This window comes from Bartonella sp. OC68QHHN, from assembly GCF_042193875.1.
In the GTDB taxonomy this organism is placed as follows: domain Bacteria; phylum Pseudomonadota; class Alphaproteobacteria; order Rhizobiales; family Rhizobiaceae; genus Bartonella; species Bartonella grahamii_A.
On record NZ_JBHIME010000017.1, the window covers coordinates 112,707 to 134,698 of the forward strand.

Sequence of the window (21,992 nt, forward strand, 5' to 3'; positions counted from 1 at the left end):
GATTTTTAAAAATAATTAAAGTAAAATGAAGTGGAAAGAACAAGCCGTTATTCTTGGTACACGCCAATATGGTGAAACAAGTGTTATTCTTGAGGTTATGACACGTGAACATGGTCGTTATATGGGAGTGGTAAAAGGAGGGCGGTCGCGTCGGATGGCAGCTCTTCTTCAACCTGGAAATTTTGTGGAGGCTGAATGGTGGGCTCGTTTAGAAGAACATTTAGGACTTTTTCGGCTTGAAGCTCTTGATTTACATGCGGCGCGATTAATCTGTCTACCAGAAGCACTTTATGCTTTGCAATTGATAGCTTTTCATTTGCGGCTTCTTCCCGAACGTGATCCGCACCCCGTTTTATATGATATTTTACACCTTTTTATGCAGAATTTTGATGAACCATTTGTAAATGCAGAGTTGCTTGTACGTTTTGAAATGCGGCTTCTTGAAGAACTTGGTTTTGGTCTTGATTTATCTTGTTGTGCTGCAACAGGTCGTCAGGAAAGGCTTCATTACGTATCACCAAAATCTGGACGGGCTGTTTGTGAAGAAGCAGGGGAACCTTGGAAAAAAAAGCTTCTCATTCTACCACAGTTTCTTGTGCAAAGAACGACTCGTCCTGCTGATTCTAGTGACATAATAAATGGTTTTATACTGACGGGTTTTTTTCTTATGCGTCATGTATGGGAGCCACGAGATATAAAGCAGCCGTCAGTGCGCATGAATTTGATACAATTGTTTAAGCGCCAATTTGGTATACAAGCATTAATTTATTGATCTGATGATAATTGAATAGGAAAATGAAAGTTTTAAAGACAATTGCTGAAGTTCGCCAATATACTTCAGAGGAACGACGTTTAGGTTTTTCGATTGGTTTTGTTCCAACAATGGGAGCATTGCATGATGGTCATCTTGCATTAGTACAGTATGCAAGAGCAATGTGTGATCGCGTATTGGTTTCTATTTTTGTCAATCCAAAGCAATTTGGACCTGATGAAGATTTTTTTCAATATCCAAGAGATTTGAAGGGTGATTGTGCGTTATTGAAAAAAGGAGGGGTTGAATGTGTTTTTGCTCCTTCTGTAGATGAAATGTGGTCACCAGGAAATGATACAATTGTGCAAGTGAAAAAATTATCACGTATTTTGATAGGAAAATTACGTCCAGGACACTTTTGTGGTGTAACAAGCGTTGTTGCTAAACTTTTTAACATTGTCCAACCAGATAAGGCTTTTTTTGGAGAAAAGGATTTTCAACAAATTTTAATTATTCGGCGTATGGTTGAAGATTTGGCTTTTCCTGTTGAAATTGTTGGAGTTCCTATTCTACGGGAGTCAGATGGTGTAGCTTGTTCTTCACGCAATCAGTTTTTAACATTAGAAGATCGTAAAGCTGCCAAAATTATTCCTGAAAGTGGGAAAGCTGCTGAAAAGCTTTACCATGAAGGTGAACGGTCGGTTGATAAATTATGCAAAACTGTTCGTGATATTTTACAACAAGAAACGCGTGCAATCATTGAAGCAGTAGATTTACGGGATATGGAAACTTTATGCGTGGTTAGAGAAACATTGAATAAACCAGCAGTTTTACTTCTTACTGTTCGCTTTGGTGAGGTAAGGCTGATTGATCAATATATATTGCAAGAGAAGGGCGGAAAATGAGTGTACATAAAACCGTAAAGCGTATAACATCTTCCGAAATACGTGCAAGAAAGGGACAACAGCCAATTGTTTCTTTAACAGCTTATCAAGCTTATACTGCGCGGATTGCTGATCCATATTGCGATATCCTTTTGGTTGGTGATAGCGTTGGTATGGTTGTGTATGGGTTTGAGACGACGCTTCCTGTTAATTTAGATATGATGATTTTACACGGGCAAGCCGTTGTGCGTGGATCTCAAAAAGCTCTTGTAGTTATTGATATGCCTTTTGGCTCTTATGAGGAAAGTCCAGAGCAAGCTTTTTTAAATGCATCGCGTATTCTTGCTCAAACGGGGTGTGGTGCAGTTAAGCTTGAAGGTGGTGTTTATATAGCGGAAACAATTGATTTTTTGTCTAAACGTGGCATTCCAGTGATGGGGCACATTGGTCTTACACCCCAGGCAGTGAATCGTTTTGGTGGCTTCAAAACACAAGGACGAAAACAGAGTGATTGGCAAAGAATTGAAGCCGATGGGGCTGCAATTGAGGAGGCAGGTGCTTTTGCTACTGTTTTAGAAGGGATTGTCGAACCTTTAGCAGTAAAACTGACAGAAAAACTTTCTATCCCTACGATCGGTATTGGTGCATCCAATCGGTGTGATGGACAAGTATTGGTTATGGAAGATATGTTGGGTTATGGTGCTCACGTGCCAAAATTTGTACGCCGTTATGGAGACCTTGAACAAGCCATGGAAACTGCAATAAAGAATTATGCAGAGGATGTCACATCTCATGCTTTCCCAGCGGATAATGAAGTTTATAAACTAAAATAAACTTCAGTCTAAGATAAAAATTTTAACAAGAGAACATTTGTTGTTTTGATAATGAATGTGCATTATTTCATATATTCTGTATGCAATTTGAGCTGTGCTTTTTTAAAAGAAACATCTCTTAAGTCACCCAATCCCATTTCACGGCGGTGTCCATGAATGGTATATAAAAAGCAAGTAAAATAAAATAGTTATGTCTAATATGAGGGAATAGGTGAATCTTGATTCTATAGAGTTTTTTTACCTCTATCCCTCATCTTTTTGAAGCTTTTTTATGGCTTCAAGAGCAAGTTTTTTACGGTCTGCGCTCTTTGTGTAAAGAGATGCCATAGCGTCATCTGTCCAGCCAAAAATTGCTTTGAGTTGTGATACTGTTGCACCAGAGTTAGCTGCGCGTGTTGCTGCTAATTTTCTTAAGCCATGTGCTGATTTTTTGATTTCTGCTACGTTACAAGCCTCACGAAAAAGGTTGCCAAAACTTTCTTTAACTAGTTTTTTACCTTCTTTACCACAAATGAATGTTTCTGCTCCAATAGGACCTGCTTCAAGCGTTTTGGCTAATTCCGGTAAAATAGGAAGAAAAACATCTGTTTGGAATTTACTTTTCTCTGTTTTAAGATGAATGATGTTATTCTTTACATCTTTCCAGCCAATGCGGACCGCATCACCACGACGCAAACCCGTATACAAAAGGACATCAATCCAAACGCGTTCATGGGTACCATGGGACCATCTTTGATAATACTTCTCAACATCTTCTTCTGTCCAAACAACAAATCCATCTTTGTTGTTAAGAGCTGGTCTTCTTACTCCTGTTGTTGGATTATTTTCCAAAAGACCTTGATCAATCGCCCAATTAAAAAGTCCATTAAGGGCTTTCAGAAAGTTTCTAGCCATTGCTGGTGTTTCTTTGCGTCGCTCAACGCCGGCTATGATATGTTTCTTTTCAATTGCTTGGTATGGAATGTTTCCTATAGTATCACATACCTTCATAAGGATGAGTTCTTTTTGTTTTTTTGTAGCTTTAGTGTAGCTATGCCAATTAGAGCTATTTAAATACTGCTTAAGCAACCAAGCAAATGACCCTTCAACAAGTTTACCGGTTTTGGATTTAGGAAGTATAAGCCCTTGTAACTCGGCAAGTGCGCTTTTGTAGTTATCAACAAACTCTTGCGTTCCATAGGTACCGCGGATTCTAATGCGTTTGCCATGACCAATACGTACATACCATACAATTTTGCCATGTTGAGTAATTTGTTTAACGAGATGAGGGGGGCGTGGTTTTGGCATAAGCAATTTTAGATCTTAGAGAGCGCGGTTTCGTAATATTCATTCTTTGACAAATCTAAAAGTTTTCTGGGTGGCTAACTGAATTTGGTAGTGGAATATCGGATTTGAGATAGATAAGCAGTTCACCGGTAGGTTTGATTTCTACGAGTTCACATCCTTGTTTTTTAGCTTCTCTTAAAGCGCGTGCAATGGCTGGTTGCGTTATAGCAGCTGGACGAGGCGCCATATCTTTTCTCCTTACATTGAGATGCAATTCACGTGTGGCGTGAATCACGCATTACTTGAAAGTGTTAGGAAGGGTGGGGGTGCTCGTAGATATGCGGGGAACAAAACACCCCCATAAGGTTAAGCAGCTTTTGTTGAGATTTGTTTTATCTCTCGTTCTATCTCTGCTAAAAAGGCTTCAACAGCTTGATTGATCTGTTCAATTTGTTGATCATCACGGAAAACACGCTTGACTTTCATGCGCAAATGAAAGAATTCCCCAGCAAAACGTGGGTCATAGCTTACGAAATCACACCACTTTCGTTCTGTACAAGCCATTTGGAATTACATTTGTGCGTGATATTCTGGTTTGATTTCGTCACTTATACAAAAGCGCATATGTGTTACTGATCTTGGGCATTTGACTTCGATTAAACCGTCTTCTCCAATGAGACCATCAGGGCTAGCCCCCGCCATTTCCATTGTGGGGTGTTGGATAAACCCGCACTTTGTTATATTGGCATCATAAATGAAGCAATATTCTCTCAAGGCATCTTCTTCATGTTCGATACCCCATCTCATATCTTCAGTTTCATAATAGGGGCTTGTTTCGCCTGTTAAGCGTTCTGTTATGAGTTTGATTTTGTAGTCTTCATATTTGCTCGTAGGCAATCCTTTTGCTGTCTTACTGAGTATGTTGTAAATGTTTGATGCGGTGACTTTACCCAAGCGCGCTTGAAACCCCACTCTGCTGTTCTTTGTTCCATCTCACACTGCCGTTCTTTGTTCTTGTGGTGCATATTCTATATCTTGGACGTGAATATATTCGGCATCTTGTATAGGCGCCTCTATTTGCTTTTGTTGTAGGAAAGATTGTTCTTTTTCATGCTGTCTCTTTTGCAAAACATCCAAAATCCTTTGTGCTACTTCATCAGGAAGATCTTCAAGCTTTTGGACTCGTCCATACTCAAGCACTTTTTCCTCCTCTGTTTGAGTGATGTTTATTAATTGTTTGATTTGCGTAAGCACATCATAAGAAACTAACTTCGTTTGTACGTTATGGTTTGCTTCATGGATACGTGCGGCTTCATCTTCTTCATAAATACCGGAAAGCCCGAAAGCATAGCGAGCACATTGTATAGTGGCTTTATGGCGCAACATACGTGCCGGGTATTTTTTCCAAGGTTCACTGTGTTCTTGCTTGCATTCTTTGAGATATTCGGTGACTTCGATAGGGTCTTTAATTCCTTTGAGACGAATAGCACATTTGATAGCAATGAGATTACCATCCTTATCAAGTTGATCTTGAAAGGTCATGCCATCAAAGTCAGGATTTGATTTGATGATCTTTATCCAACCGTCGATAGAAACAACAGGGATTATGCCGCCGCCTTTTTTAGGGAGTGCATAGATTTCTTTAGTTAAAGGGTTAAGACCATAAGTATTGGCAACAAAAATAAAAACGGCAAATTCTGCATCATTGATGAAGTTAGTATTTTTATCTCCAATACAAGTTTTCATGATTGTGGTTCGAAATTCTTCAGCAGAAAATCCATATTTTCCTGCCATTTCTGTTAAAAAAGTGGAATTTGTCATCTTAATCTCCTCCATTGCATGCAATTCATCCGTGGCGTGAATCACGCATTTGCTAAAAGAGTTATGTTGTGTTGTTAGAAACGGCTTATGTAGCTTAGTGGATATTCACTTTTGGAGATGATTGAAGTTTTACCACGAATTTCAAAATTACCGGAAATATCTATATTATCGAAAACATATACTTTATCTTGAATTCTAATATCTCCGGAAATGCGTGTATTTTTACATATAACGGCATCCCCACAAACCTCAGCATTACCATAAACAAGACCACAAACTTGAGCATAGTCATAAATTCTTGCATTGCCGAAAATTTTTGCATTGTATTCAACACTAGCATGTCCACAAATCTTTGCATTATCGAAAACTTGTACATTATCTCTAATTATTGCTTTTTCGAATATCTTGGCATTACCAAAAACCTTAGCGTTATCATAAACCGCGGCATCATGCCAAACCCAACAGTCGCCCTCATGACTTAAGTTGTCTTCTTTTGCTATAAAGCCGCCTAGGTCGCCTGCTTTAATTTTTCCAAAGTCTTTTAATGCTCTAATTCGGTGAAGAGTTTTTCCATAAAAATCAGTTGTTTCATCTGTTAGTTCATATTTCTTTTCCATGGTTTTACTCCTTTAAGTTAGATTCTGCCTTTGTCGTTCTTGCAAAAGAACGGCATTGCATTGTGTGGTGAATTTTTTGAAAAGGTGGCGTCTTTTAAAAACGCCTTTAGATTTTAAAGCACATCACAAGGACGCAAACGGTATTGTTGTTCGTAAGAACCATACATTGCATCATCATATTCGCGCTGTTTTATATCATCTAAAAAAAACCGTATGCTGAACTATGCGTAACAAAGTCGTGAGGAATGTTTCTGTTGAAACACTGCTCTTCACATTCTTTAAGATAGAATTCGGCAATATCTTCGCAACGATTAGTCGTTGGTTCAATACGCAAAATTTGGACAGCATTATCGGCTTGGTCGATAAATTTGATAATGTCCTTTTCTTCGAAGAAAGTTCCAGATTTAGCGAGATTTTGCTCTTCATTTTCGCCCATCACTAAGAGAATTTCATCAGAATTTATAAACACTGGTTTATTCACAAATGCCTCCATAGAGCCTATTGGCAAAAGTTATTTTCTAAGATATGGAGTGAACATATTTTCGATTTTAGAATAAATCAATATAATTTTTCTAAAACAGAAAAATTTTTTTAGTGATAGACAAATAGTCTACACAAAAAAGTAATTTAATTTTCATTTCAATGTGGAGAAAATCCTGTATGAAGCAGTCTAAAAAAGCTCTAAAAATATTTTCGTCATTAACAAATGAGCAAAAACGGGTGGTTATTTTTCATCTTCTTCTTGCAAAGATCGCAGAAAAGAAATGACGGCTTTTCTATGCTCTGGCTTTGCCGAGGAATATAATTTTAAAAAATAATCATCACAATTATCAGGTATAAAATGAGGGGGGAGAGCTTTAAAAAATGAAGTTAATCTAACGAGTTCATCAGCAGATATGCTTCTACTTTCTTTATCATCATCGACAGAAAGCATTTTAGATACAACAGATGTATGAAGTCCCATATGTTTAGCTAATTCAGTTCGGGACCCATGACCCATTGTTTTAAGTTTTTCATTTGCCCAAATTTTTATTTCTTTTTGAATATCCATACTTATCAATATTCCTATTGTTTTAAAAAATATCAACATTTCGATTATAGAAAAAATGTCAACATTTTTTCTATAATCGAATAAATGCCCATTTGATAAATAGAGAAATTAAAATGAATATCAAAAATTCAGCAGGTACGATTATAAAATATTTAGGCGGTGCGAAACGTGTGTCGTTGATTTCTCAATGTCATGTGTCTGCTGTTTATAAATGGACTTATCCTTTAAAAAAACTAGAGGGCAAAGGCGGAATTATACCAGCTAAGTATCAAATTATGCTTTTGAACTACGCACGTGACCATGGGATAGATTTGCGTCCTGATGATTTTTTTTATCCCGAGCGCTTGCAGAGATTAATGCAAGAGCAACACCCCCCAATTACGAAAATTTGCAAAAGTTCCAGCGTTGATAGCGTGGGTGAGACTTTGCAGCATTAAGGAGATAAAGATGAGTTCGAATGAGATTTTATGGATAGCAGTGGTTTCAGTTTTGCTCTTAAGCGGAGTGATGTTTCGTATTGCATTGCATTATCGCGATCAAGTTAAAGCACTTAAAGAGCAGGTTCAAGATCTTAAGAAAGAAATCAGAGAGAATGAGTTTAGGTATTTAAAGGAAAGCAAGCAGACAATTGATGAATGTGATGCGGATCTTGAAGAATGCGACAAGCTAATTGAAGAACTGAAGCAAGAGATTAAAGAACGTGAGGAGGAAATTAAAGAACTCGAAGCAGATGTGCAATCACGTGACGAGAAAATTCAAAGACTAACACAAGAGCTTAAGCCGCGTGATGAAGCAGTAAAAGCGCCGCCTCATAAGAATAAGAAGAGTAAGAAGAAGGGTAAGTGAGGTGTGAATAAGATGACAGTTAAAAAGAAGTATGAATCTACTGATGAAACAATCGAAGTTAATGGAGTTACGCTTCACCGTATACGTGCTTTAAGAAACTTTGGTGATGTCGAGAAAGGCGACCTAGGCGGTTATATGGAGCATGAAGGAAACTTATCCCATGAGGGAAATTGTTGGGTTTATCATAATGCCAAAATTTATGACAATGCGCGGGTTTATGGGAATGCTTCGGTTTATGACGGTGCAGAGATTTATGACAATGCTTTGGTTGGTAATAATGTCAAGGTTAAAGACAAAGCTGCCATTAATGGCAATGCCAAGATTGAAGACAATGCCAAGGTTTACGGCAATGCTAGGATTTTTGATAATGCCGAAGTTTCTGGTAATGTACATGTTTTTGGTGATGCACGGGTCTATGGGAATTCCGCGGTTTATGAGAATGCAGAGGTTTATGGAGATGCCAAGATTTTTGGAGATGCGCGGGCGTTTGGTGAGGCACGTGTTTCTAAAGGTATAACCAGTGGTACTGATTGGATTTATGGTGGCGGCATAAAATACGAACTAACTGATGAGACAATCAACGTTAATGGATTTACGCTTTACCGCATTCGTGCATTAAAAAACTTTGGGGACGTCAAGAAAGGTGATTTAGGTGGTTGGGTAGAGAGTGAAGAAAATCTTAGCCATGAAGACGATTGTTGGATCAGTGGTAAAGGGGCGGTTTGTGGCGGCTTAAGAATAAGGGGTGATGAACAAGTTATAGACTTTCAGTACGTTGATAATGCGACTTATAATAAATTGTCTCTGTTATCACCACGGCAACATCGAAACTCTCTACCTTGGTACCGTAGAACATGGGAAAAACTTCTATATTTTATTGGTTTCGGGGGAAAGTAAGTGAGGAGAGAAAGATGAGCTTAGTTGCACTTATTATATCTTGTTATGCCGCTTGGTATGCGACTTATACCGCTTTTAAAATCACAAAAAAGCTTAGACAAGAGATAGATGAAAGAGACGAAAGAATAAAAGAGCAAGAAAAGCTCATCCAAAAATTATCTTTTCCTAACGTTTCTTATTGTGTGAATTGCAGTAAAACTGTGTACAGAGAAGTCGTTTAAAGCACCATTCTAAGAAAAAACAATCATTAAATACAGGTGATTTAGATGCTTCATACAATCCTTTGCTTTGATCTAGGTACGAAGACGGGGTGGGCGATACGTGGTGCGAGCGGTGACATGTTCAGTGGTACCGTGAATTTTCAATCGCGCCGTTTTGAAGGCGGAGGAATGCGTTACTTGCGTTTTAAACAATGGCTATCAGAAATAAAGCAGACAGCAGGTCAAATTGACGCGGTGTATTTTGAAGAGATGAGGCGTCATAAAGGTACAGATGCAGCGCATGTTTACGGTGGTTTGTTAGCAACGTTAACGGCGTGGTGTGAACAGCATCAGATACCGTATGAGGGGATACCAGTAAGTACGATTAAGAAAGCGACGACAGGCAAGGGGAATGCGTCGAAAGAAGAGATGATTAAGGCGGTGCGTGCAAAAGGGCACGCGCCTTGTGATAACAACGAAGCAGATGCTTTAGCAATTTTATATTTAGTTAAAGAAAGGGAATTGGGGTATGTCCAGTAAATTACCATGGACGAGGCTTTTTGCAGACAAGTGGCTACTTGATCTTGCATATTTGCCAGCTTTTGAAGGTTTCATATATGTTAAGTTGCGCTTTCAAATGCTTCGCACAGGAGAGCCGCTTACGAATAATTTTAAAGTGTTATCTTTATTGGCTGGCTGCTCAGTAAAAAAATTTCAGAAGGCATTAGATCTTTTATTAGAAACTGGACATATCATTTGTTTAGAAGATGGTCGGTTGTGGAACCCAGATGTTGAATTAGAATTAAATGATAGCAAAGAGAAATCAGAAGCAGCAACAAAAGCAGCTCATTCTAGATGGCATAAAACAAAAGGTAAAAATGACAATAATCATATAAAAGAAAACGCATATGCGGATTGCATGCAGAGCGCATACGATGCGCAATGCGAATGCAATGCCATTAACAATAACATTAACATTAACATTAACATATATAAAAAAATAAAACTAACGTTTTATTAAAAAAAGAAATTGATTTTGAAGATTTAGAAACAACTGATTTGATTGAAGAGCCAATCGAGTGTGATGTTGAAAGCCAATCAGAGCAAATCGAAACGGTAGAAACAAACCAACTAATCATTCACGAGCAAGAAAGCGTTCCTAAGAAAGCCAAGCTGGTCAAAACCGATAGAGGCTGTCGATTGCCTGCGGATTTTGAACCCGATTGCGATTTTGCACTTGCAGAGGGTTTGCCTCCAGAGCGTGTGAAAGTCGAAATCGCAAAGTTTCGAGATTTTTGGAATGCTAGAGCAGGCAAGGATGCACGTAAAACGGATTGGCAAGCAACATGGCGCAACTGGGTACGCAAGGCAATTGAAGATTTACAGAAAGGAAAAAACTATAGAAAGCCAAGCACTGAAACAACAGCACAGCAGCGTGGATGGAGTTATCGTGTTGCACAGCACATGTCCAATATCAAAAATTCAGATAGTGTGTACAAATTTCTATTCGAGGATGACAACCGAACCACCATTCCTTTGGAAAACGGGGCAAAAACCATTGATTGCAGAAGCGGAGAGAATTACCTCATTAGTCCATGATGCGTTGCAAAAGCTTGAAAAGAAAGCGACTGAAGAAGAAATTCAAACAACGTATCTTGTCCTTTCAAATGGACTTAAGAGCCCCATGGGATCAGATGAAAAAGCGACAGCGCTTGCGTATCTTTACGCTCTTGAAGGCATAAGCAGCTGGATATTGCAAAAGGCAACAAAGAACGCTTTGAAAGGCAAAGCAGAGGGCTTGAATTCGACCTTTATGCCCTCAACAGCAGATTTTTATCGTTATTGTCAGACGCTTGAAGGCAATATTCGCTTTCATGCAAAGCACATTCTTAGGAGTCTTAAAAAGCCTGAAAAGGGAACAAATCAAAAGGCACCGATGCCATCAGAACGCATTGAAAAGCCTCATAGAAGTCTTGAAGAGGTTTTAAAGGGCATTGAAGGATAAACAGCAAAGTAGTGAAGTTTGCTGATGATTTTGAGAATAGACATGCGTTTAAATTTACAGAAAGGTACCGTACAGAGCGATTTAAAGATTTTATGATAAAAACCATATTAAAATTAAAAACGATTCTGTACGGTCCATTTTGAGGCAAATAAACCCATTGGTAAAGTTATGGATTTAGATAGGGGATATTAAACCAGATGTTCTTAAAAAAACGTAAACAGCCCATGCAAAAAAAGTTTGTTGCAACAGCGGTCGGTTATACCCCATGGGGATTAGGGGTAGCAGAGTATTTTTACAACTTGTATGAATACGAAAATGGGATGAGGGAATATGAAGAATTTGAAGGTGGTCAGTATCATGAGATTCCTGAGAGAGTTGATTACAGCACCAAGGCGCAAGTGAAAGCTTGGGTTTATGGGGGTGGTATTCCGAAAAGCGTTCTCAATTACGAACCTCTTACAGACGAGATCAATAAAGAGATCAAAAAACTATCGAAAACCGCAGGAAATAAATATGTTTACAGATAAGCAGCTAAGAGCCTTGTTTGGTATTATAACTTTTATATTTTTATGTTTTTTAGGAATTAAAAAAAATCTTTACTTTATTCAGAGTATTTTGACATTCGCGTCTGTTTCTTTGGTAATAGTCACAACTGTTTTTGCAATTTTATGCAATTCTCATATTCCTTCTGAATTGCAGAACAATCCAAAATACAAACGCGGCAATACAACAGGTTGGAAGATATTAACACGTGATTTACAACAGTATATGCACCGACTCTTAAAGCTAATAACTTTAGCGCTTGTCGTTTTAATTTTTCCAAGTAGTTATAAAGAAACGGTTTCTTTGCTTGCCATTTCTAAGTACGTGGAACACAAGCTTTCTTTTTCATTGGATACTGTACTTTGGTACTCAGATATTGCTCTTTGGTATTCTTTTTTAGTCTGTGTATTGTTTCTTATGTTGCATACACGCAGTTTAATAAACATATCTATTTACACACTACAGTGCTCCATTAAAAAACCATAGTAAAATTTAAAAGCACTTGATATTCAACTATGTAAGAATCAAAATGAAAAAAGTGAAAAAAATAAAAATACGCATTGACATTAACAAAGTAATTTTGTTAAACGAATCATTAAGTGCTAGAAACACTAAACATGTAGAGAATAGATTACGAAACAATCTTTTCCTGCTTCAAAATTTGGCTTTATTTTTATGCTATTATTGGCATATAACGATTTTGTTGGGTGTGGTTATGCCATAAAATACCCTTATGGGGGAAAGCATAACGACGGACTACATGCCGTGTTTCTAGCGCCCGGCACTCTTTTAGAGTGTCAATAGAAACTTTAAACATGTAGGAGTTCCCTATGAACAATTTAGTAACAATCAACAATGCTGGTATTGCTGTTACAACTTCTTTAAAAATTGCAGAGGGTGTAGGTAATAAGCATAAAACAGTTATACAGTTGATTCGTCAAAATATTAAAGACTTTGAGGAACTTGGAAGGGTCGCATTTGAAATGCTACCCTTTGAAACCAAGGGTGGAATACAAAAAAGAGAAGTTGCCATCCTTAATGAATCACAAGCAACCCTACTGATGACATATATGCGCAATAATGATACGGTGCGTGCATTTAAAAAGGCGCTTGTTAAAGCTTTTTATGAATTAAAAAGCCAATCAAAAATCGTGATTTATTCTCTACAGATAATGATTTATTTTCTTATGAAAGTTTAAAAGCTCCTGAGGGAATTGGTAAAGTTTTGGGAATGATTGCTGCGCGTTTATCGTATGTAAATGATCTACAAAAAGAGCTTGATCATTACAAATTGGTTACGACAGAAGCCAAGCGTGTCTTAACAAACGCTATCGTCAAAGCAGCATAAGACAGCAGCGGCGTTGCGGGGGCGCCTCCTTATAAGCATTTCATTTAAAAATTAAATCTTCTTATAAAGGAATTGTGCCATGCAAAAAAAATTGCACTCACAAATGAAACGCGTGTATTTAATAATCAAACTCTTTATCGCATTAAAGCATTAAAAGACTTTTCTGATGTTAAGGCTGGCGATCTAGGGGGGCTTTATTGAAAATGAAAGCAACCTCTCTCATGATGGTAATTGCTGGGTCTATGATAATGCTCTTGTTTTAAATCCAGCCCATATTTATGAAAATGCCAAGGTTTTTAATAATGCTATTATAATGGGTTTTGTTTATGGCAATGCTCATGTCTGTAATCGCACCCGTGTTTATGTAAATGCTCATGTTTATGATAATGCGCATCTTTCTAATAATGCTTGGGTTTGTGGGCAGGTTTATGGCAATGCAAAACTATCTGGGAGTGCTCGTATTTATGGCAATGCCGTGGTTTATGATCATGCTGTTGTTAGTGGCGCTTCAAAAATTTATGGCAAGGTTTATGGGAATGCTAGCGTGGGAGGGTATACTAAGGTCTACGGCTCTGTTTATGGTAATGCTAAAGTGACTGGTTATCATACCATTAGAGGTTTGGTGCATGGCAATGCAAGGTTAAAAAGAGATGGTTATTCATATGTCAAACAAAACTTTTATTATGCATATGGGATTCCTGAGGATTGTGAAATTTATGAAAACGATACCGTTGTAAAGATTATTGAAAATAACGCAGCATAGAAAATAGCGCAGGGGGCTGCTTTATAGCAAAAAAGCCGCATCAAAATGAATTGATATGGCTTTTATGATCAAAACAGCTAGCGATCCAAATAAACGATTAAAATAACCAATCGAAATATAAGAGAACATCTCTTTATTGCACAAAACGTATCAAAACGCAAGCTGTTAAGTAAAATAAAAAAGGGATTCATTCTTTAGATTCAGTGGTTTATGATAAATTTTGTTTGTAAAAATACACCATAATGTGTTATACTATCATAAGTACTATTTTCCATTAAAGGACAGAAAGCAAATGCTTAATAAAGTGATCTTAATTGGTCATTTAGGGGCAAAACCCGAGTGTAAAACAATGTCATCTGGCTCCGAGGTGGTCAATTTTCGAATGGCAACGTCTGAGAGCTATACAGACAAGGCAACCAATAAGAAAGTAGACAAAACCGAATGGCATTCCATTGTGGTATTTAATCCACATTTGGCAAAAATAGCTCTCCAGTATCTCAATAAAGGCAGCAAAGTTTATATCGAGGGGCGACTACAAACTCGTAAATGGCAAGATAAAAACGGTGTTGAACGGTATGTAACAGAAGTCATATTGCCTCAGTACAAAGGCGAGTTAAAGCTTTTAGATGGCAAAAATGATGATGATCAAGAGCAATCATCTGCTTATGACAGAAGCATTTACAGACCTCTTGATACGCCCCATACCGTTATGAATGACAGTGTTCCTTTTTAATAGAGGGTATTTAAATGTCTGATAAGCCGCCGCTCCATACCTTTAGTGCAATCTGTAAATCTAAGCCAGTTTATAACTATACTATTACAGATCAGGAGATAAAATCATTACAACATAATAATAAGATTGAGACATTCTGTGATATATCAGCAGACTTTCTAATTGGAGTGCTGTTACTTGTCGGCGTATGGATAATAAATGATGATCGTGATGATTGGAAAAAAATACCAGCCCTTGGTATATCAGTAGTGTTACTGTTATTTGTAGTGATTTTGGGTGGAGAGACACGGTCAAACTCAGAGGAAATTTGGGAAAACGTTAAACAGGTGTCTGAGGTTATCTGTGAAAAGAAATAAAAAGAGGGGACGCTCTAAAATAGGAGGGCAGGTAAGAGAACCAAACGGATGTATATCACGTGCAAAAGCACCGCGTGAAGCCGTTGATAAATTGGCAATAGAGATACGTGCAAAGCGCTTCGGTTTAACGCTACAGGAGGCAAAAAATCCACTCTCCGGTACCTATATCGGGCGGCTTTGTTTGCAAGGCGTGCTTACTCAAGAGCAATATGACGCCGCGCAACAGTATTTACAGATTAGAAATAATTACCTTTGTGCAAAAGGCTTGCCAAGCGCTGTTTATGATGAAATGCCATCATCTTCTGATGATAAGGCAAGAGACAAATGGGTAGAATTTGCTACAGAGCAGTTTTTCAATATGCAAGAGGCAATAAAAGAAGCACAATGCCTTTATAGGCAATACAATCTTTACGCCGCAATACAGTATCTTGTTATAGAAGATCAAATGCTATCGCATCTTGTGAATTCATTACGTGTTGCTCTTAATGCTCTTCAGAAACATTTTGATCGTTAAATGACAATCTCTATTACGGTTTCATTATATTGTATATCGTTTGTAAGTTTCTGCAATGTTCACTGGGTTGCTTTAACCCTTTATGATCATTTTCTTTCATTTGAGATACTATGTTATTTACTTGTTCTTTTCTGAAATCGTAACTCTTATCTATAGTCATAATAAGTTTTTTTGCATAATAAATCATTGGATCTTTGTTATCATTGACCACGTCGTATGCCCACATAAAATCTTCTTCACTCCAATCATATTCATCGCGTAAACGCTTTATTACATTGGGTAGATCCATTTGCGACATCATCTTATTATAATCATCCCGCAATAAACTCATAAGGGATGCACAACCAAGAACCGATAGGTGACGATACAATATATCTTCCTGTTCAAAAAATGCATATTCTCTGCCCATGCTGAGTGAAAATTTTTCTGCTCTGCGTATCTTTTCAGAATGCATAGAGCCAATATATGATTCACTTACGTATTTGTTGTAAAGTTTATTATACTTCTCCATAGTATCTACACTTGTAAACATACGCGTCAATTTGTCTATAAATCCAAATGACGCTGATGCAGGTAGCGCTGATATAGAAAAGAAAGCTATAAATGTTATGAAGCGTGTTATGGATAATGATTTCATCGTTTTGAATCCCTAATTATTATAAGCGCTGTTTAACCGATTCGTTTTAAAAATATCAATATGTGTTATTTTTGTGTTGACAAAGTGTAGCAAATCGTATTTAATGACATTACTGTACTTAGGCGTATTGTGTCTAGAGAGGGAAATGTACAGTTCAAAATCCCCGCAAATGCAGGGTTTTTTATTATCTGGAGGGCGTATTTTATGACATCAGAAAATACACAGCAGGCTCCACAACCGATTAAAAAGCGTATACCACCAAAGGCAGGTCAAGGACGGGTAAAAGGCGTGCCAAATAAAACGACACGTATTTTGAAAGAGGCAGTGCTTAAGGCAGCAGAGCGCGCTGGTAAGAAATATGGTGATGATGGTTTGATCTCTTATTTGGAAAGATTTTATCATAAAAAAACAATAAAGTCAATAGGTTGTGTGTAATTATTTTATATGAATCCACTTAAGAATCCACACTTTTATACGTGATTCATTTGACCATTTTTTATAAACAATTGCCATGTATGAATAGACCATAAAAAGCAAATCATGATGTAAATATTATAACGCATGTAAACGTTCAAATGAAATGAAAAGCAGTTATCATTCATAACAGTTCATAAATCTTATGATACGTTTTTATCACAGCAGAAATCGCATTGTTTAAAAATTTAGTCGTTTGAAATCATCGATAACATAAATCGCTTACGTTTAAAGATCACATCTTGTTTTAAAGATTGGATTGTTTATCGCATAAAATAACAAATTAACGTTCGCCAAAATTGGCGAGCGCAAAATCTAAAGAGTGTTATAGCAATATTAGATCATTCTATAAGAGGGTAATCGTTTGAAACTGTTATAAGATAAATTGTATCAAAAGATACGCATTTATAGAAAATAGAGATCATATAATTTTTCTCAAAATTGGGAAAAACCTTTAAAATGGCATTAAAGAAATTAACAGTTTGAAGCAGTCATAAGCTTATAGGTTTAATTCATAAAGATTGCACAAAGGATTTAAAGACAAGATTGATTTTATAACCACGGTATTTTTTTACCGAGGTAGGAAATAAAGGTCATGAAATTCAAAATGCTATATCTTATGAAATGAAAAGCCTTTTAATGAATAGATTGCAGGCTAGTCTTTAAGAACGGAACTATTCGCTTCCACAAAAAAATGGAAGCAAATAATGCCATGGCAGTAGAATTACTATCTACTTTAGATTTGGTACTAAAAACGTTTTAAAAGTTATAGTTTAAAAATACGAAACCAAAAGAGCTCTTTCCAAATTTGGGGGCAGCTATTAAGACAAAGATAAGCAAACAAACTTCAAAACCATTGTAACATCATAAGGTATGGGTTTTTACTCAATTTTGAGTCAAAAGCTGTAATATTTAAGAATGCTCTATTCTAAGATAACGCCCCCAAAATGAACCGGCTAATTTTTAAAGAAATTAGGTTTTAATGAAAAGTACAAATACGCTTCTGAGAACCTCTTTAAATGCACGTTTAAACGTTTGAAACATAAAATGAGATCTTTATAAGAAACGTTAAAACTTTTTTTATCACAGTTATAACTTAGTTATCATTTGCTCTTAAGAACGTTTCATTTATGAAAAACGAAGATCTAGATTTCACAGCAGAAAAAATTTAAAAACCTTACATTTTATAAAAGCGTTTGTTTATTTATCTTATGAAAAGCTGCTTTGAAAAACCAATGCTTGCAAGCTAAAAAGAACGTTTTTACAAGACATTCACTTAATATGCATTTGCTTTTGATTGGATTGTTAAAGCTACCGAGCGTTTTGATTTGTTTGATAGGTTTGATAGCCATAACAAGCGTTTATAGGCTCTCTCATTCAAATGAGTGATTAAAGATCATACGCACATTTACATTCCTTTTGATAAGTTTTCATAAAGATAATAGAGAACTTGCAATATGATACGTTTTGTATATATGCATTCATTACTCCATTGTGGATGATTATTTTTTATCATTATAATCGCTATTTGAAAGCCGCGTCATATCATTTGACACGGCTTTTTTATGTTACTCTCTCTTTTATGATATGTTTATAGCAATGCATCTTATATGCGTTTATAACCATAAAGAAGGCACGCCCCCATGTCTCTTTTTATTCTGTTTTATCAGTTATATTGATAATATTATAGTTTTCATAAACCTCACATTTTTTGGGAACGACACTTACTTTACTTTGACTGTTTAATTTTGCATTGCCATAGGCTTTACCCCAGACCTTGGCATGATAGGAAACCTTGGCATTGCCATAAACAGAGCCATAAACCTCAGCATAGCCACTCACAATAACATTGCCATAAACCTTGCCATAAATTTTAGCATGACCTTTGACAATAGCATGATTATAAATCTTGGCATGGCTGTAAACACAGACAGAGCCAGAAACCTGAGCATGCCCATAAACCCTTGCATAATTATAAACCCAAGCATTATAAGAAATATGCGCATGGTCATAAATATGAGCATCAGCAAGAATGCGGGCACTACCATTCACATGAGCATTACCATAAATATTGCCATAAACATGAGCATTGCCATAGACAAAAGCATGGTCATAAACTTTTGCATATTGAGAGATAAAAGCTTTTCCATAGACTTCAGCATTGCCATAAACTTGACCACAGACTTGAGAAAAATGGCGTATTTTTGCATTTTCATACATTCTTGCATGACCGTAGACACAAGCCTCATCATACACCCAGCAATTACCATCATGGGATAGGTTAACTTCCTTTTCAATAAAGCCGCCTAAGGATCCCGCCTTTACATCATCAAAATCTTTTAAAGCTTTAATGCGATAAAGGTTTATAATATTTCGAGTAAGAGCATGTTTGATTTTTTTGATTTCACTGGTTAATTCGTATTTTTTGCACATAGAAGCCCCTCACAATCTAATGTGATAAACGTTTGATAAAATTTGGAATGGAAAATTTGAAAGAGAGGCGCCCCCGCGGCGCCCACGCGTTTATTTATGCTGCTTTATTTTTGGAGAGACATAGACAATCTCTAATTCACCATAAGGAGAGAGACGTTCAGTATAGGTTTTTATTTTAGTAGACCCGCCGACATTTTCACGAATAACAGCAATTCCATGAATATTGGCATTTTCATAAACATAGGCATTATCATAAATAATAGCCTTGCCATAAACACGCGCATTACCATAGACATGGGAATTATCAGAAATAACGGCATTGCCATAAACATGGGCATTATTATAGACATAGCCAGCAACGATAGCATTGTCATAAACCCACGCATGACCATAGATATGACCACAAGTGACAGCCTTGCCAAAAACCCTTGCATTTTCATAAACGTGACCATTTTTAAACACAAAAGCCTCATCATACACCCAGCAATTGCCATCATGAGAGAGGTTATCTTCCTTTTCAATAAAGCCGCCTAAGGTACCTTCTTTGATATCAGCAAAATCTTTTAATGCTTTAATACGGTAGAGAACATGTTTACCAAATACACGCGTTTCATTTGTGAGTGCAAATTTCCTTTGCATGAGCACAATTCCTTTATAAAGAGATTTAAATTTTTAAATGAGATGTTTAAAGGAGGGCGCCCCCGCCGCGCCCACGCGTTATTTAAGCAGCGTCTTTTAGTGACTGATTATCATCACAGATATCATTACGAATTTTTGCACGGCTATTGACAACAGCATTGCCATAAATTTGCACATGATGATCAATATTTGATTTGCCATAGACCTTGGCATGATCATAAATTCTTACAAAGCAACCAACACGAGCCGATCCAGAAACCTTGGCATGACCATAGATACTTGAATAATCCTTAATCCAGGCATTACAAAAAACATGGGCATTATCATAAACGCGCGCCCAGACATAAATGCGTGACTTGCCATACACATGGGCATTGCCAAAAATATAGCCACAAACATAGGCACTTTCATAGACACGGGCATTGTCATAAACCTTGGCACCATTAGAAATAGTAGCATTATCACTAATTACGGCATAACCATAAACATGCCCACAGATCTTAGCGTTATCATGAATTTTTGCATTATCATAAATATGAGCGGTTGTATCAAAAACCAATGCCTTGCCATTAACGATAGCATTGCCATACACCTTGGCACCTCTAAAGATTTTAGCATCATTATAGATTTTAGCATTTTCATAAACAGTTGCATTGAAAAGAACTGCGGCATTATCATAGACCCAGCAATTGCCATCATGGGATAAGTTACTTTCATTTTCAATAAAACCGCCGAGGTCCCCCGCCTTAATATCATCAAAATCTCTTAGAGCACGTATACGGTGTAAAGTAAGACCATCAAAAGTGAATTTTTCATTGGTAAATTCGTATTTTTTTGCAGGCTCTTGTTGATTAACAGGCGCGGTTTCATTTGCAATATTAGAGATAACGGGGGGGGTTTTTGAGATAGAATTCATTTTATTAATCCTAGTTATTTAAAGTTTTCAATTGACACTCTATAAGAGCGCCGGGCGTTGAAAACACGGTAACTAGTCCGTCGTCACACTTTTCTCATAAAAGAGTATTGTATGGTATGACCACACCCGACAAAGCTCTCATATACTAACAAAAGCATAAAAGAAAGTCAGTATTTAAAAGACATGGGAGAGGTCGTATCGTAACCTACCCGCTAGTTATTAAGTGTTTTCAGTACTTGATTAGTTATATAACAAAATACGTATTTATTGTCAAATAATATTTTATCTTTTTGATATTTTTTCGTATTTTTTAAATACGTTATGTATTGATAATAACTTATGCTTATTAATTGCTTATTTTATATTTATGTGCTTTTAAAGATATATTATAGGCTTTATGAAACGATTGCGTTATTTTCTGAATCTATACATTTATAATATTTAAAAATGCTCTCATCATACGTATTTTTAGTTTTATAACCTATCAATTTTTTTACTAAATGGTTTTTAAGATTTCTGTTAATTTCTTTTAATAACACATTTGCAACTTAACAGCTTTTTATAGGGACTGTCTTTATAATCATGCCTTCATTTGCATGTGATTATGAAAGCCTGCTTTTTTCACGCATTCTCTATGGCTGTTATGTTCTTTATAGCCATGGCATCATTTTCCATTTTCATAAGAGAAATGATAAATAGAATATATGATAATTATGATTTACTGCTTTTTATGAAAACATCTCAATAGAAACTGACAATTATAGAGATGAGAAAAATCCTTTTTAATAGACCGTGTCAGTCTTGTCAGTTCTTTTTAGAGCCTATATTATTTTTTAAAATGAGAGAAAATTAAAAACATTATATTTCAATAGGTTAATGTTTTACAGATCTTTTAAAAACAATCTATATTGATAATACAACCTCTAAATTCAATCAATAATATACGTTTTGTAGGGGTTTTGACAATTTTTATACCTTCAAAACCTATAAGCAAAATGAATATATATAACTCTCTTTAAACAAAGCTTTTGAAAAGCACAAAGCACTCATTTTAGATTACGGTATAACCTCTTAAAGGCAATGTAAAAGAAGCGTATTCACTTTAAGATGGGGTTTCTTAAAAGTTTTAAAGCAATCCAAATAAGAGTATCTAAGAGTGCAAGTTTTTTCTTTTTAGAATAACGCATATAAATTATTCCTTTTAAGATGGTAGGTAAGCAACTTAATAAAAGAGGTATAGATTAATGGTTATAAGCTCTATACCCCTTGTGAGGTCATCATGTGAGTATGCTTTATAAGTTATTCAGATTCTCTCATTTCTAATTTTGGTAGTTTTTTCACGATTTTCATTGTTTCCAAACTTACAGTGATAACCCTTTGAAACAACTCTAATGGATAAGCAGGGTTGCCAACGGTTTCAACAGCATAGCGATTGGCATCATTAACAATGCCACTCTTTTTATCA

General features: G+C 36.4%; 23 protein-coding genes and 7 pseudogenes. 18 read left to right on the forward strand and 12 right to left on the reverse strand.

The annotated features are described in order from the left end of the window. Positions 1–25 precede the first annotated feature (25 nt). The 3 genes from recO to panB are packed head-to-tail and all read left to right on the forward strand — an operon-like array spanning position 26 to position 2,468. Positions 26–772 (forward strand): DNA repair protein RecO, encoded by a 747-nt coding sequence (gene recO, locus ACFIJ0_RS01645; protein WP_375644065.1) that lies wholly within the window; start codon positions 26–28, stop codon positions 770–772. 23 nt (positions 773–795) lie between these two features. Then, positions 796–1,656 carry a pantoate--beta-alanine ligase gene (gene panC / locus ACFIJ0_RS01650; RefSeq protein ID WP_375623481.1) on the forward strand — a complete coding sequence of 287 codons (861 nt, stop codon included), beginning with the start codon at positions 796–798 and terminating at the stop codon, positions 1,654–1,656. Continuing rightward, complete coding sequence (panB, locus tag ACFIJ0_RS01655; RefSeq protein ID WP_375623483.1) at positions 1,653–2,468, forward strand: 3-methyl-2-oxobutanoate hydroxymethyltransferase; 816 nt, start codon at positions 1,653–1,655, stop codon at positions 2,466–2,468. Before panC ends, panB begins: the two co-directional genes overlap by 4 nt. Positions 2,469–2,711: 243 nt before the next feature. Here panB and ACFIJ0_RS01660 read toward each other — a convergent pair whose 3' ends face one another. The 7 genes and pseudogenes from ACFIJ0_RS01660 to ACFIJ0_RS01690 form a co-directional block, all read right to left on the reverse strand. Beyond that, on the reverse strand, positions 2,712–3,755 hold the full coding sequence (locus ACFIJ0_RS01660; RefSeq protein ID WP_375623485.1) for a tyrosine-type recombinase/integrase: 1,044 nt from the start codon (positions 3,753–3,755) through the stop codon (positions 2,712–2,714). An 8-nt stretch (positions 3,756–3,763) separates the two neighbouring features. Continuing rightward, a pseudogene (locus ACFIJ0_RS01665) lies at positions 3,764–3,981 on the reverse strand (hypothetical protein). Between the two features lie 119 nt (positions 3,982–4,100). Continuing rightward, positions 4,101–4,726, reverse strand: a pseudogene (locus ACFIJ0_RS01670) (lambda exonuclease family protein). A gap of 1 nt (position 4,727) precedes the next feature. Further along, positions 4,728–5,555 (reverse strand): recombinase RecT, encoded by an 828-nt coding sequence (locus ACFIJ0_RS01675; protein ID WP_375623487.1) that lies wholly within the window; start codon positions 5,553–5,555, stop codon positions 4,728–4,730. Between the two features lie 74 nt (positions 5,556–5,629). Further along, a complete protein-coding gene (locus tag ACFIJ0_RS01680) occupies positions 5,630–6,172 on the reverse strand; it encodes a hypothetical protein (protein ID WP_375623489.1) in 543 nt (180 codons plus the stop codon). A gap of 113 nt (positions 6,173–6,285) precedes the next feature. Further along, positions 6,286–6,653: pseudogene (locus ACFIJ0_RS01685) on the reverse strand (hypothetical protein). 243 nt (positions 6,654–6,896) lie between these two features. Beyond that, entirely contained in the window at positions 6,897–7,223 is a 327-nt protein-coding gene (locus ACFIJ0_RS01690; RefSeq protein ID WP_273788722.1) for a hypothetical protein, read from the reverse strand. A gap of 113 nt (positions 7,224–7,336) precedes the next feature. Between ACFIJ0_RS01690 and ACFIJ0_RS01695 the strand changes: the two genes are divergently transcribed. From ACFIJ0_RS01695 to ACFIJ0_RS01735, 9 genes and pseudogenes are all read left to right on the forward strand, one after another. Beyond that, a complete protein-coding gene (locus tag ACFIJ0_RS01695) occupies positions 7,337–7,660 on the forward strand; it encodes a hypothetical protein (RefSeq protein ID WP_375623491.1) in 324 nt (107 codons plus the stop codon). A 10-nt stretch (positions 7,661–7,670) separates the two neighbouring features. Next, positions 7,671–8,069 (forward strand): hypothetical protein, encoded by a 399-nt coding sequence (locus tag ACFIJ0_RS01700; protein ID WP_375623493.1) that lies wholly within the window; start codon positions 7,671–7,673, stop codon positions 8,067–8,069. 12 nt (positions 8,070–8,081) lie between these two features. Next, complete coding sequence (locus ACFIJ0_RS01705; RefSeq protein ID WP_375623495.1) at positions 8,082–8,966, forward strand: hypothetical protein; 885 nt, start codon at positions 8,082–8,084, stop codon at positions 8,964–8,966. A 14-nt stretch (positions 8,967–8,980) separates the two neighbouring features. Further along, positions 8,981–9,187: a hypothetical protein gene (locus tag ACFIJ0_RS01710; protein WP_375623497.1), complete on the forward strand. Its 207-nt coding sequence runs from the start codon at positions 8,981–8,983 to the stop codon at positions 9,185–9,187. A 45-nt stretch (positions 9,188–9,232) separates the two neighbouring features. Further along, positions 9,233–9,706 (forward strand): crossover junction endodeoxyribonuclease RuvC, encoded by a 474-nt coding sequence (locus ACFIJ0_RS01715; RefSeq protein ID WP_375644066.1) that lies wholly within the window; start codon positions 9,233–9,235, stop codon positions 9,704–9,706. Continuing rightward, positions 9,696–10,765, forward strand: a pseudogene (locus ACFIJ0_RS01720) (hypothetical protein). The gene ACFIJ0_RS01715 and the pseudogene ACFIJ0_RS01720 overlap by 11 nt, the downstream one beginning before the upstream one ends. Continuing rightward, complete coding sequence (locus ACFIJ0_RS01725; RefSeq protein WP_375623501.1) at positions 10,725–11,171, forward strand: hypothetical protein; 447 nt, start codon at positions 10,725–10,727, stop codon at positions 11,169–11,171. Before ACFIJ0_RS01720 ends, ACFIJ0_RS01725 begins: the two are co-directional and overlap by 41 nt. Positions 11,172–11,368: 197 nt before the next feature. Beyond that, positions 11,369–11,698, forward strand: coding sequence for a hypothetical protein (locus tag ACFIJ0_RS01730; RefSeq protein ID WP_375623503.1), 330 nt, complete (start codon positions 11,369–11,371; stop codon positions 11,696–11,698). Beyond that, positions 11,685–12,200, forward strand: a complete 516-nt coding sequence (locus ACFIJ0_RS01735; protein ID WP_375623505.1) for a hypothetical protein — start codon at positions 11,685–11,687, stop codon at positions 12,198–12,200. The genes ACFIJ0_RS01730 and ACFIJ0_RS01735 overlap by 14 nt, the downstream gene beginning before the upstream one ends. A gap of 187 nt (positions 12,201–12,387) precedes the next feature. Here ACFIJ0_RS01735 and ACFIJ0_RS01740 read toward each other — a convergent pair whose 3' ends face one another. Next, positions 12,388–12,531, reverse strand: a complete 144-nt coding sequence (locus tag ACFIJ0_RS01740) for a hypothetical protein (RefSeq protein WP_375623507.1) — start codon at positions 12,529–12,531, stop codon at positions 12,388–12,390. Between the two features lie 13 nt (positions 12,532–12,544). On the opposite strand from ACFIJ0_RS01740, the pseudogene ACFIJ0_RS01745 reads away from it, so the two are divergent. The 5 genes and pseudogenes from ACFIJ0_RS01745 (at position 12,545) to ACFIJ0_RS01765 (ending at position 15,428) form a co-directional block, all read left to right on the forward strand. After that, positions 12,545–13,062, forward strand: a pseudogene (locus ACFIJ0_RS01745) (Rha family transcriptional regulator). A 72-nt stretch (positions 13,063–13,134) separates the two neighbouring features. Continuing rightward, positions 13,135–13,825, forward strand: a pseudogene (locus tag ACFIJ0_RS01750) (hypothetical protein). 292 nt (positions 13,826–14,117) lie between these two features. Continuing rightward, the gene (gene ssb, locus ACFIJ0_RS01755) at positions 14,118–14,558 is read left to right on the forward strand and encodes a single-stranded DNA-binding protein (protein WP_375623509.1); all 441 of its coding nucleotides are present in this window, start codon (positions 14,118–14,120) and stop codon (positions 14,556–14,558) included. Positions 14,559–14,572: 14 nt separating this feature from the next. Continuing rightward, a complete protein-coding gene (locus tag ACFIJ0_RS01760) occupies positions 14,573–14,914 on the forward strand; it encodes a hypothetical protein (RefSeq protein ID WP_375623511.1) in 342 nt (113 codons plus the stop codon). Then, a complete protein-coding gene (locus tag ACFIJ0_RS01765) occupies positions 14,901–15,428 on the forward strand; it encodes a hypothetical protein (protein WP_375623513.1) in 528 nt (175 codons plus the stop codon). Before ACFIJ0_RS01760 ends, ACFIJ0_RS01765 begins: the two co-directional genes overlap by 14 nt. Positions 15,429–15,441: 13 nt before the next feature. Here the strand turns inward: ACFIJ0_RS01765 and ACFIJ0_RS01770 are convergent, their stop codons facing one another. After that, entirely contained in the window at positions 15,442–16,065 is a 624-nt protein-coding gene (locus ACFIJ0_RS01770; RefSeq protein WP_375623515.1) for a hypothetical protein, read from the reverse strand. A gap of 204 nt (positions 16,066–16,269) precedes the next feature. On the opposite strand from ACFIJ0_RS01770, the pseudogene ACFIJ0_RS01775 reads away from it, so the two are divergent. Beyond that, a pseudogene (locus ACFIJ0_RS01775) lies at positions 16,270–16,458 on the forward strand (hypothetical protein); the annotation flags it as partial. Between the two features lie 1,734 nt (positions 16,459–18,192). Here the strand turns inward: ACFIJ0_RS01775 and ACFIJ0_RS01780 are convergent. The 3 genes from ACFIJ0_RS01780 to ACFIJ0_RS01790 form a co-directional block, all read right to left on the reverse strand. Continuing rightward, positions 18,193–18,972, reverse strand: coding sequence for a hypothetical protein (locus tag ACFIJ0_RS01780; RefSeq protein ID WP_375644068.1), 780 nt, complete (start codon positions 18,970–18,972; stop codon positions 18,193–18,195). Positions 18,973–19,062: 90 nt separating this feature from the next. Further along, the gene (locus tag ACFIJ0_RS01785) at positions 19,063–19,611 is read right to left on the reverse strand and encodes a hypothetical protein (protein WP_375623711.1); all 549 of its coding nucleotides are present in this window, start codon (positions 19,609–19,611) and stop codon (positions 19,063–19,065) included. 82 nt (positions 19,612–19,693) lie between these two features. Next, positions 19,694–20,527 carry a hypothetical protein gene (locus tag ACFIJ0_RS01790; protein WP_375623709.1) on the reverse strand — a complete coding sequence of 278 codons (834 nt, stop codon included), beginning with the start codon at positions 20,525–20,527 and terminating at the stop codon, positions 19,694–19,696. Between the last annotated feature and the right edge of the window lie 1,465 nt (positions 20,528–21,992).

What these genes read in the sequence shown, in the direction of transcription:
- ACFIJ0_RS01675 (WP_375623487.1), bottom strand. Translation starts at nt 5,555, where the DNA reads ATGACAAATTCCACTTTTTTAACAGAAATGGCAGGAAAATATGGATTT.
- panC (WP_375623481.1), top strand. Translation starts at nt 796, where the DNA reads ATGAAAGTTTTAAAGACAATTGCTGAAGTTCGCCAATATACTTCAGAG.
- ACFIJ0_RS01660 (WP_375623485.1), bottom strand. Translation starts at nt 3,755, where the DNA reads ATGCCAAAACCACGCCCCCCTCATCTCGTTAAACAAATTACTCAACAT.
- ACFIJ0_RS01705 (WP_375623495.1), top strand. Translation starts at nt 8,082, where the DNA reads ATGACAGTTAAAAAGAAGTATGAATCTACTGATGAAACAATCGAAGTT.
- ACFIJ0_RS01700 (WP_375623493.1), top strand. Translation starts at nt 7,671, where the DNA reads ATGAGTTCGAATGAGATTTTATGGATAGCAGTGGTTTCAGTTTTGCTC.
- recO (WP_375644065.1), top strand. Translation starts at nt 26, where the DNA reads ATGAAGTGGAAAGAACAAGCCGTTATTCTTGGTACACGCCAATATGGT.
- ACFIJ0_RS01785 (WP_375623711.1), bottom strand. Translation starts at nt 19,611, where the DNA reads ATGCAAAGGAAATTTGCACTCACAAATGAAACGCGTGTATTTGGTAAA.
- ssb (WP_375623509.1), top strand. Translation starts at nt 14,118, where the DNA reads ATGCTTAATAAAGTGATCTTAATTGGTCATTTAGGGGCAAAACCCGAG.
- ACFIJ0_RS01760 (WP_375623511.1), top strand. Translation starts at nt 14,573, where the DNA reads ATGTCTGATAAGCCGCCGCTCCATACCTTTAGTGCAATCTGTAAATCT.
- ACFIJ0_RS01790 (WP_375623709.1), bottom strand. Translation starts at nt 20,527, where the DNA reads ATGAATTCTATCTCAAAAACCCCCCCCGTTATCTCTAATATTGCAAAT.
- ACFIJ0_RS01695 (WP_375623491.1), top strand. Translation starts at nt 7,337, where the DNA reads ATGAATATCAAAAATTCAGCAGGTACGATTATAAAATATTTAGGCGGT.
- ACFIJ0_RS01735 (WP_375623505.1), top strand. Translation starts at nt 11,685, where the DNA reads ATGTTTACAGATAAGCAGCTAAGAGCCTTGTTTGGTATTATAACTTTT.
- ACFIJ0_RS01680 (WP_375623489.1), bottom strand. Translation starts at nt 6,172, where the DNA reads ATGGAAAAGAAATATGAACTAACAGATGAAACAACTGATTTTTATGGA.
- ACFIJ0_RS01730 (WP_375623503.1), top strand. Translation starts at nt 11,369, where the DNA reads ATGTTCTTAAAAAAACGTAAACAGCCCATGCAAAAAAAGTTTGTTGCA.
- panB (WP_375623483.1), top strand. Translation starts at nt 1,653, where the DNA reads ATGAGTGTACATAAAACCGTAAAGCGTATAACATCTTCCGAAATACGT.
- ACFIJ0_RS01740 (WP_375623507.1), bottom strand. Translation starts at nt 12,531, where the DNA reads ATGTTTAAAGTTTCTATTGACACTCTAAAAGAGTGCCGGGCGCTAGAA.
- ACFIJ0_RS01780 (WP_375644068.1), bottom strand. Translation starts at nt 18,972, where the DNA reads ATGTGCAAAAAATACGAATTAACCAGTGAAATCAAAAAAATCAAACAT.
- ACFIJ0_RS01710 (WP_375623497.1), top strand. Translation starts at nt 8,981, where the DNA reads ATGAGCTTAGTTGCACTTATTATATCTTGTTATGCCGCTTGGTATGCG.
- ACFIJ0_RS01690 (WP_273788722.1), bottom strand. Translation starts at nt 7,223, where the DNA reads ATGGATATTCAAAAAGAAATAAAAATTTGGGCAAATGAAAAACTTAAA.
- ACFIJ0_RS01770 (WP_375623515.1), bottom strand. Translation starts at nt 16,065, where the DNA reads ATGAAATCATTATCCATAACACGCTTCATAACATTTATAGCTTTCTTT.
- ACFIJ0_RS01715 (WP_375644066.1), top strand. Translation starts at nt 9,233, where the DNA reads ATGCTTCATACAATCCTTTGCTTTGATCTAGGTACGAAGACGGGGTGG.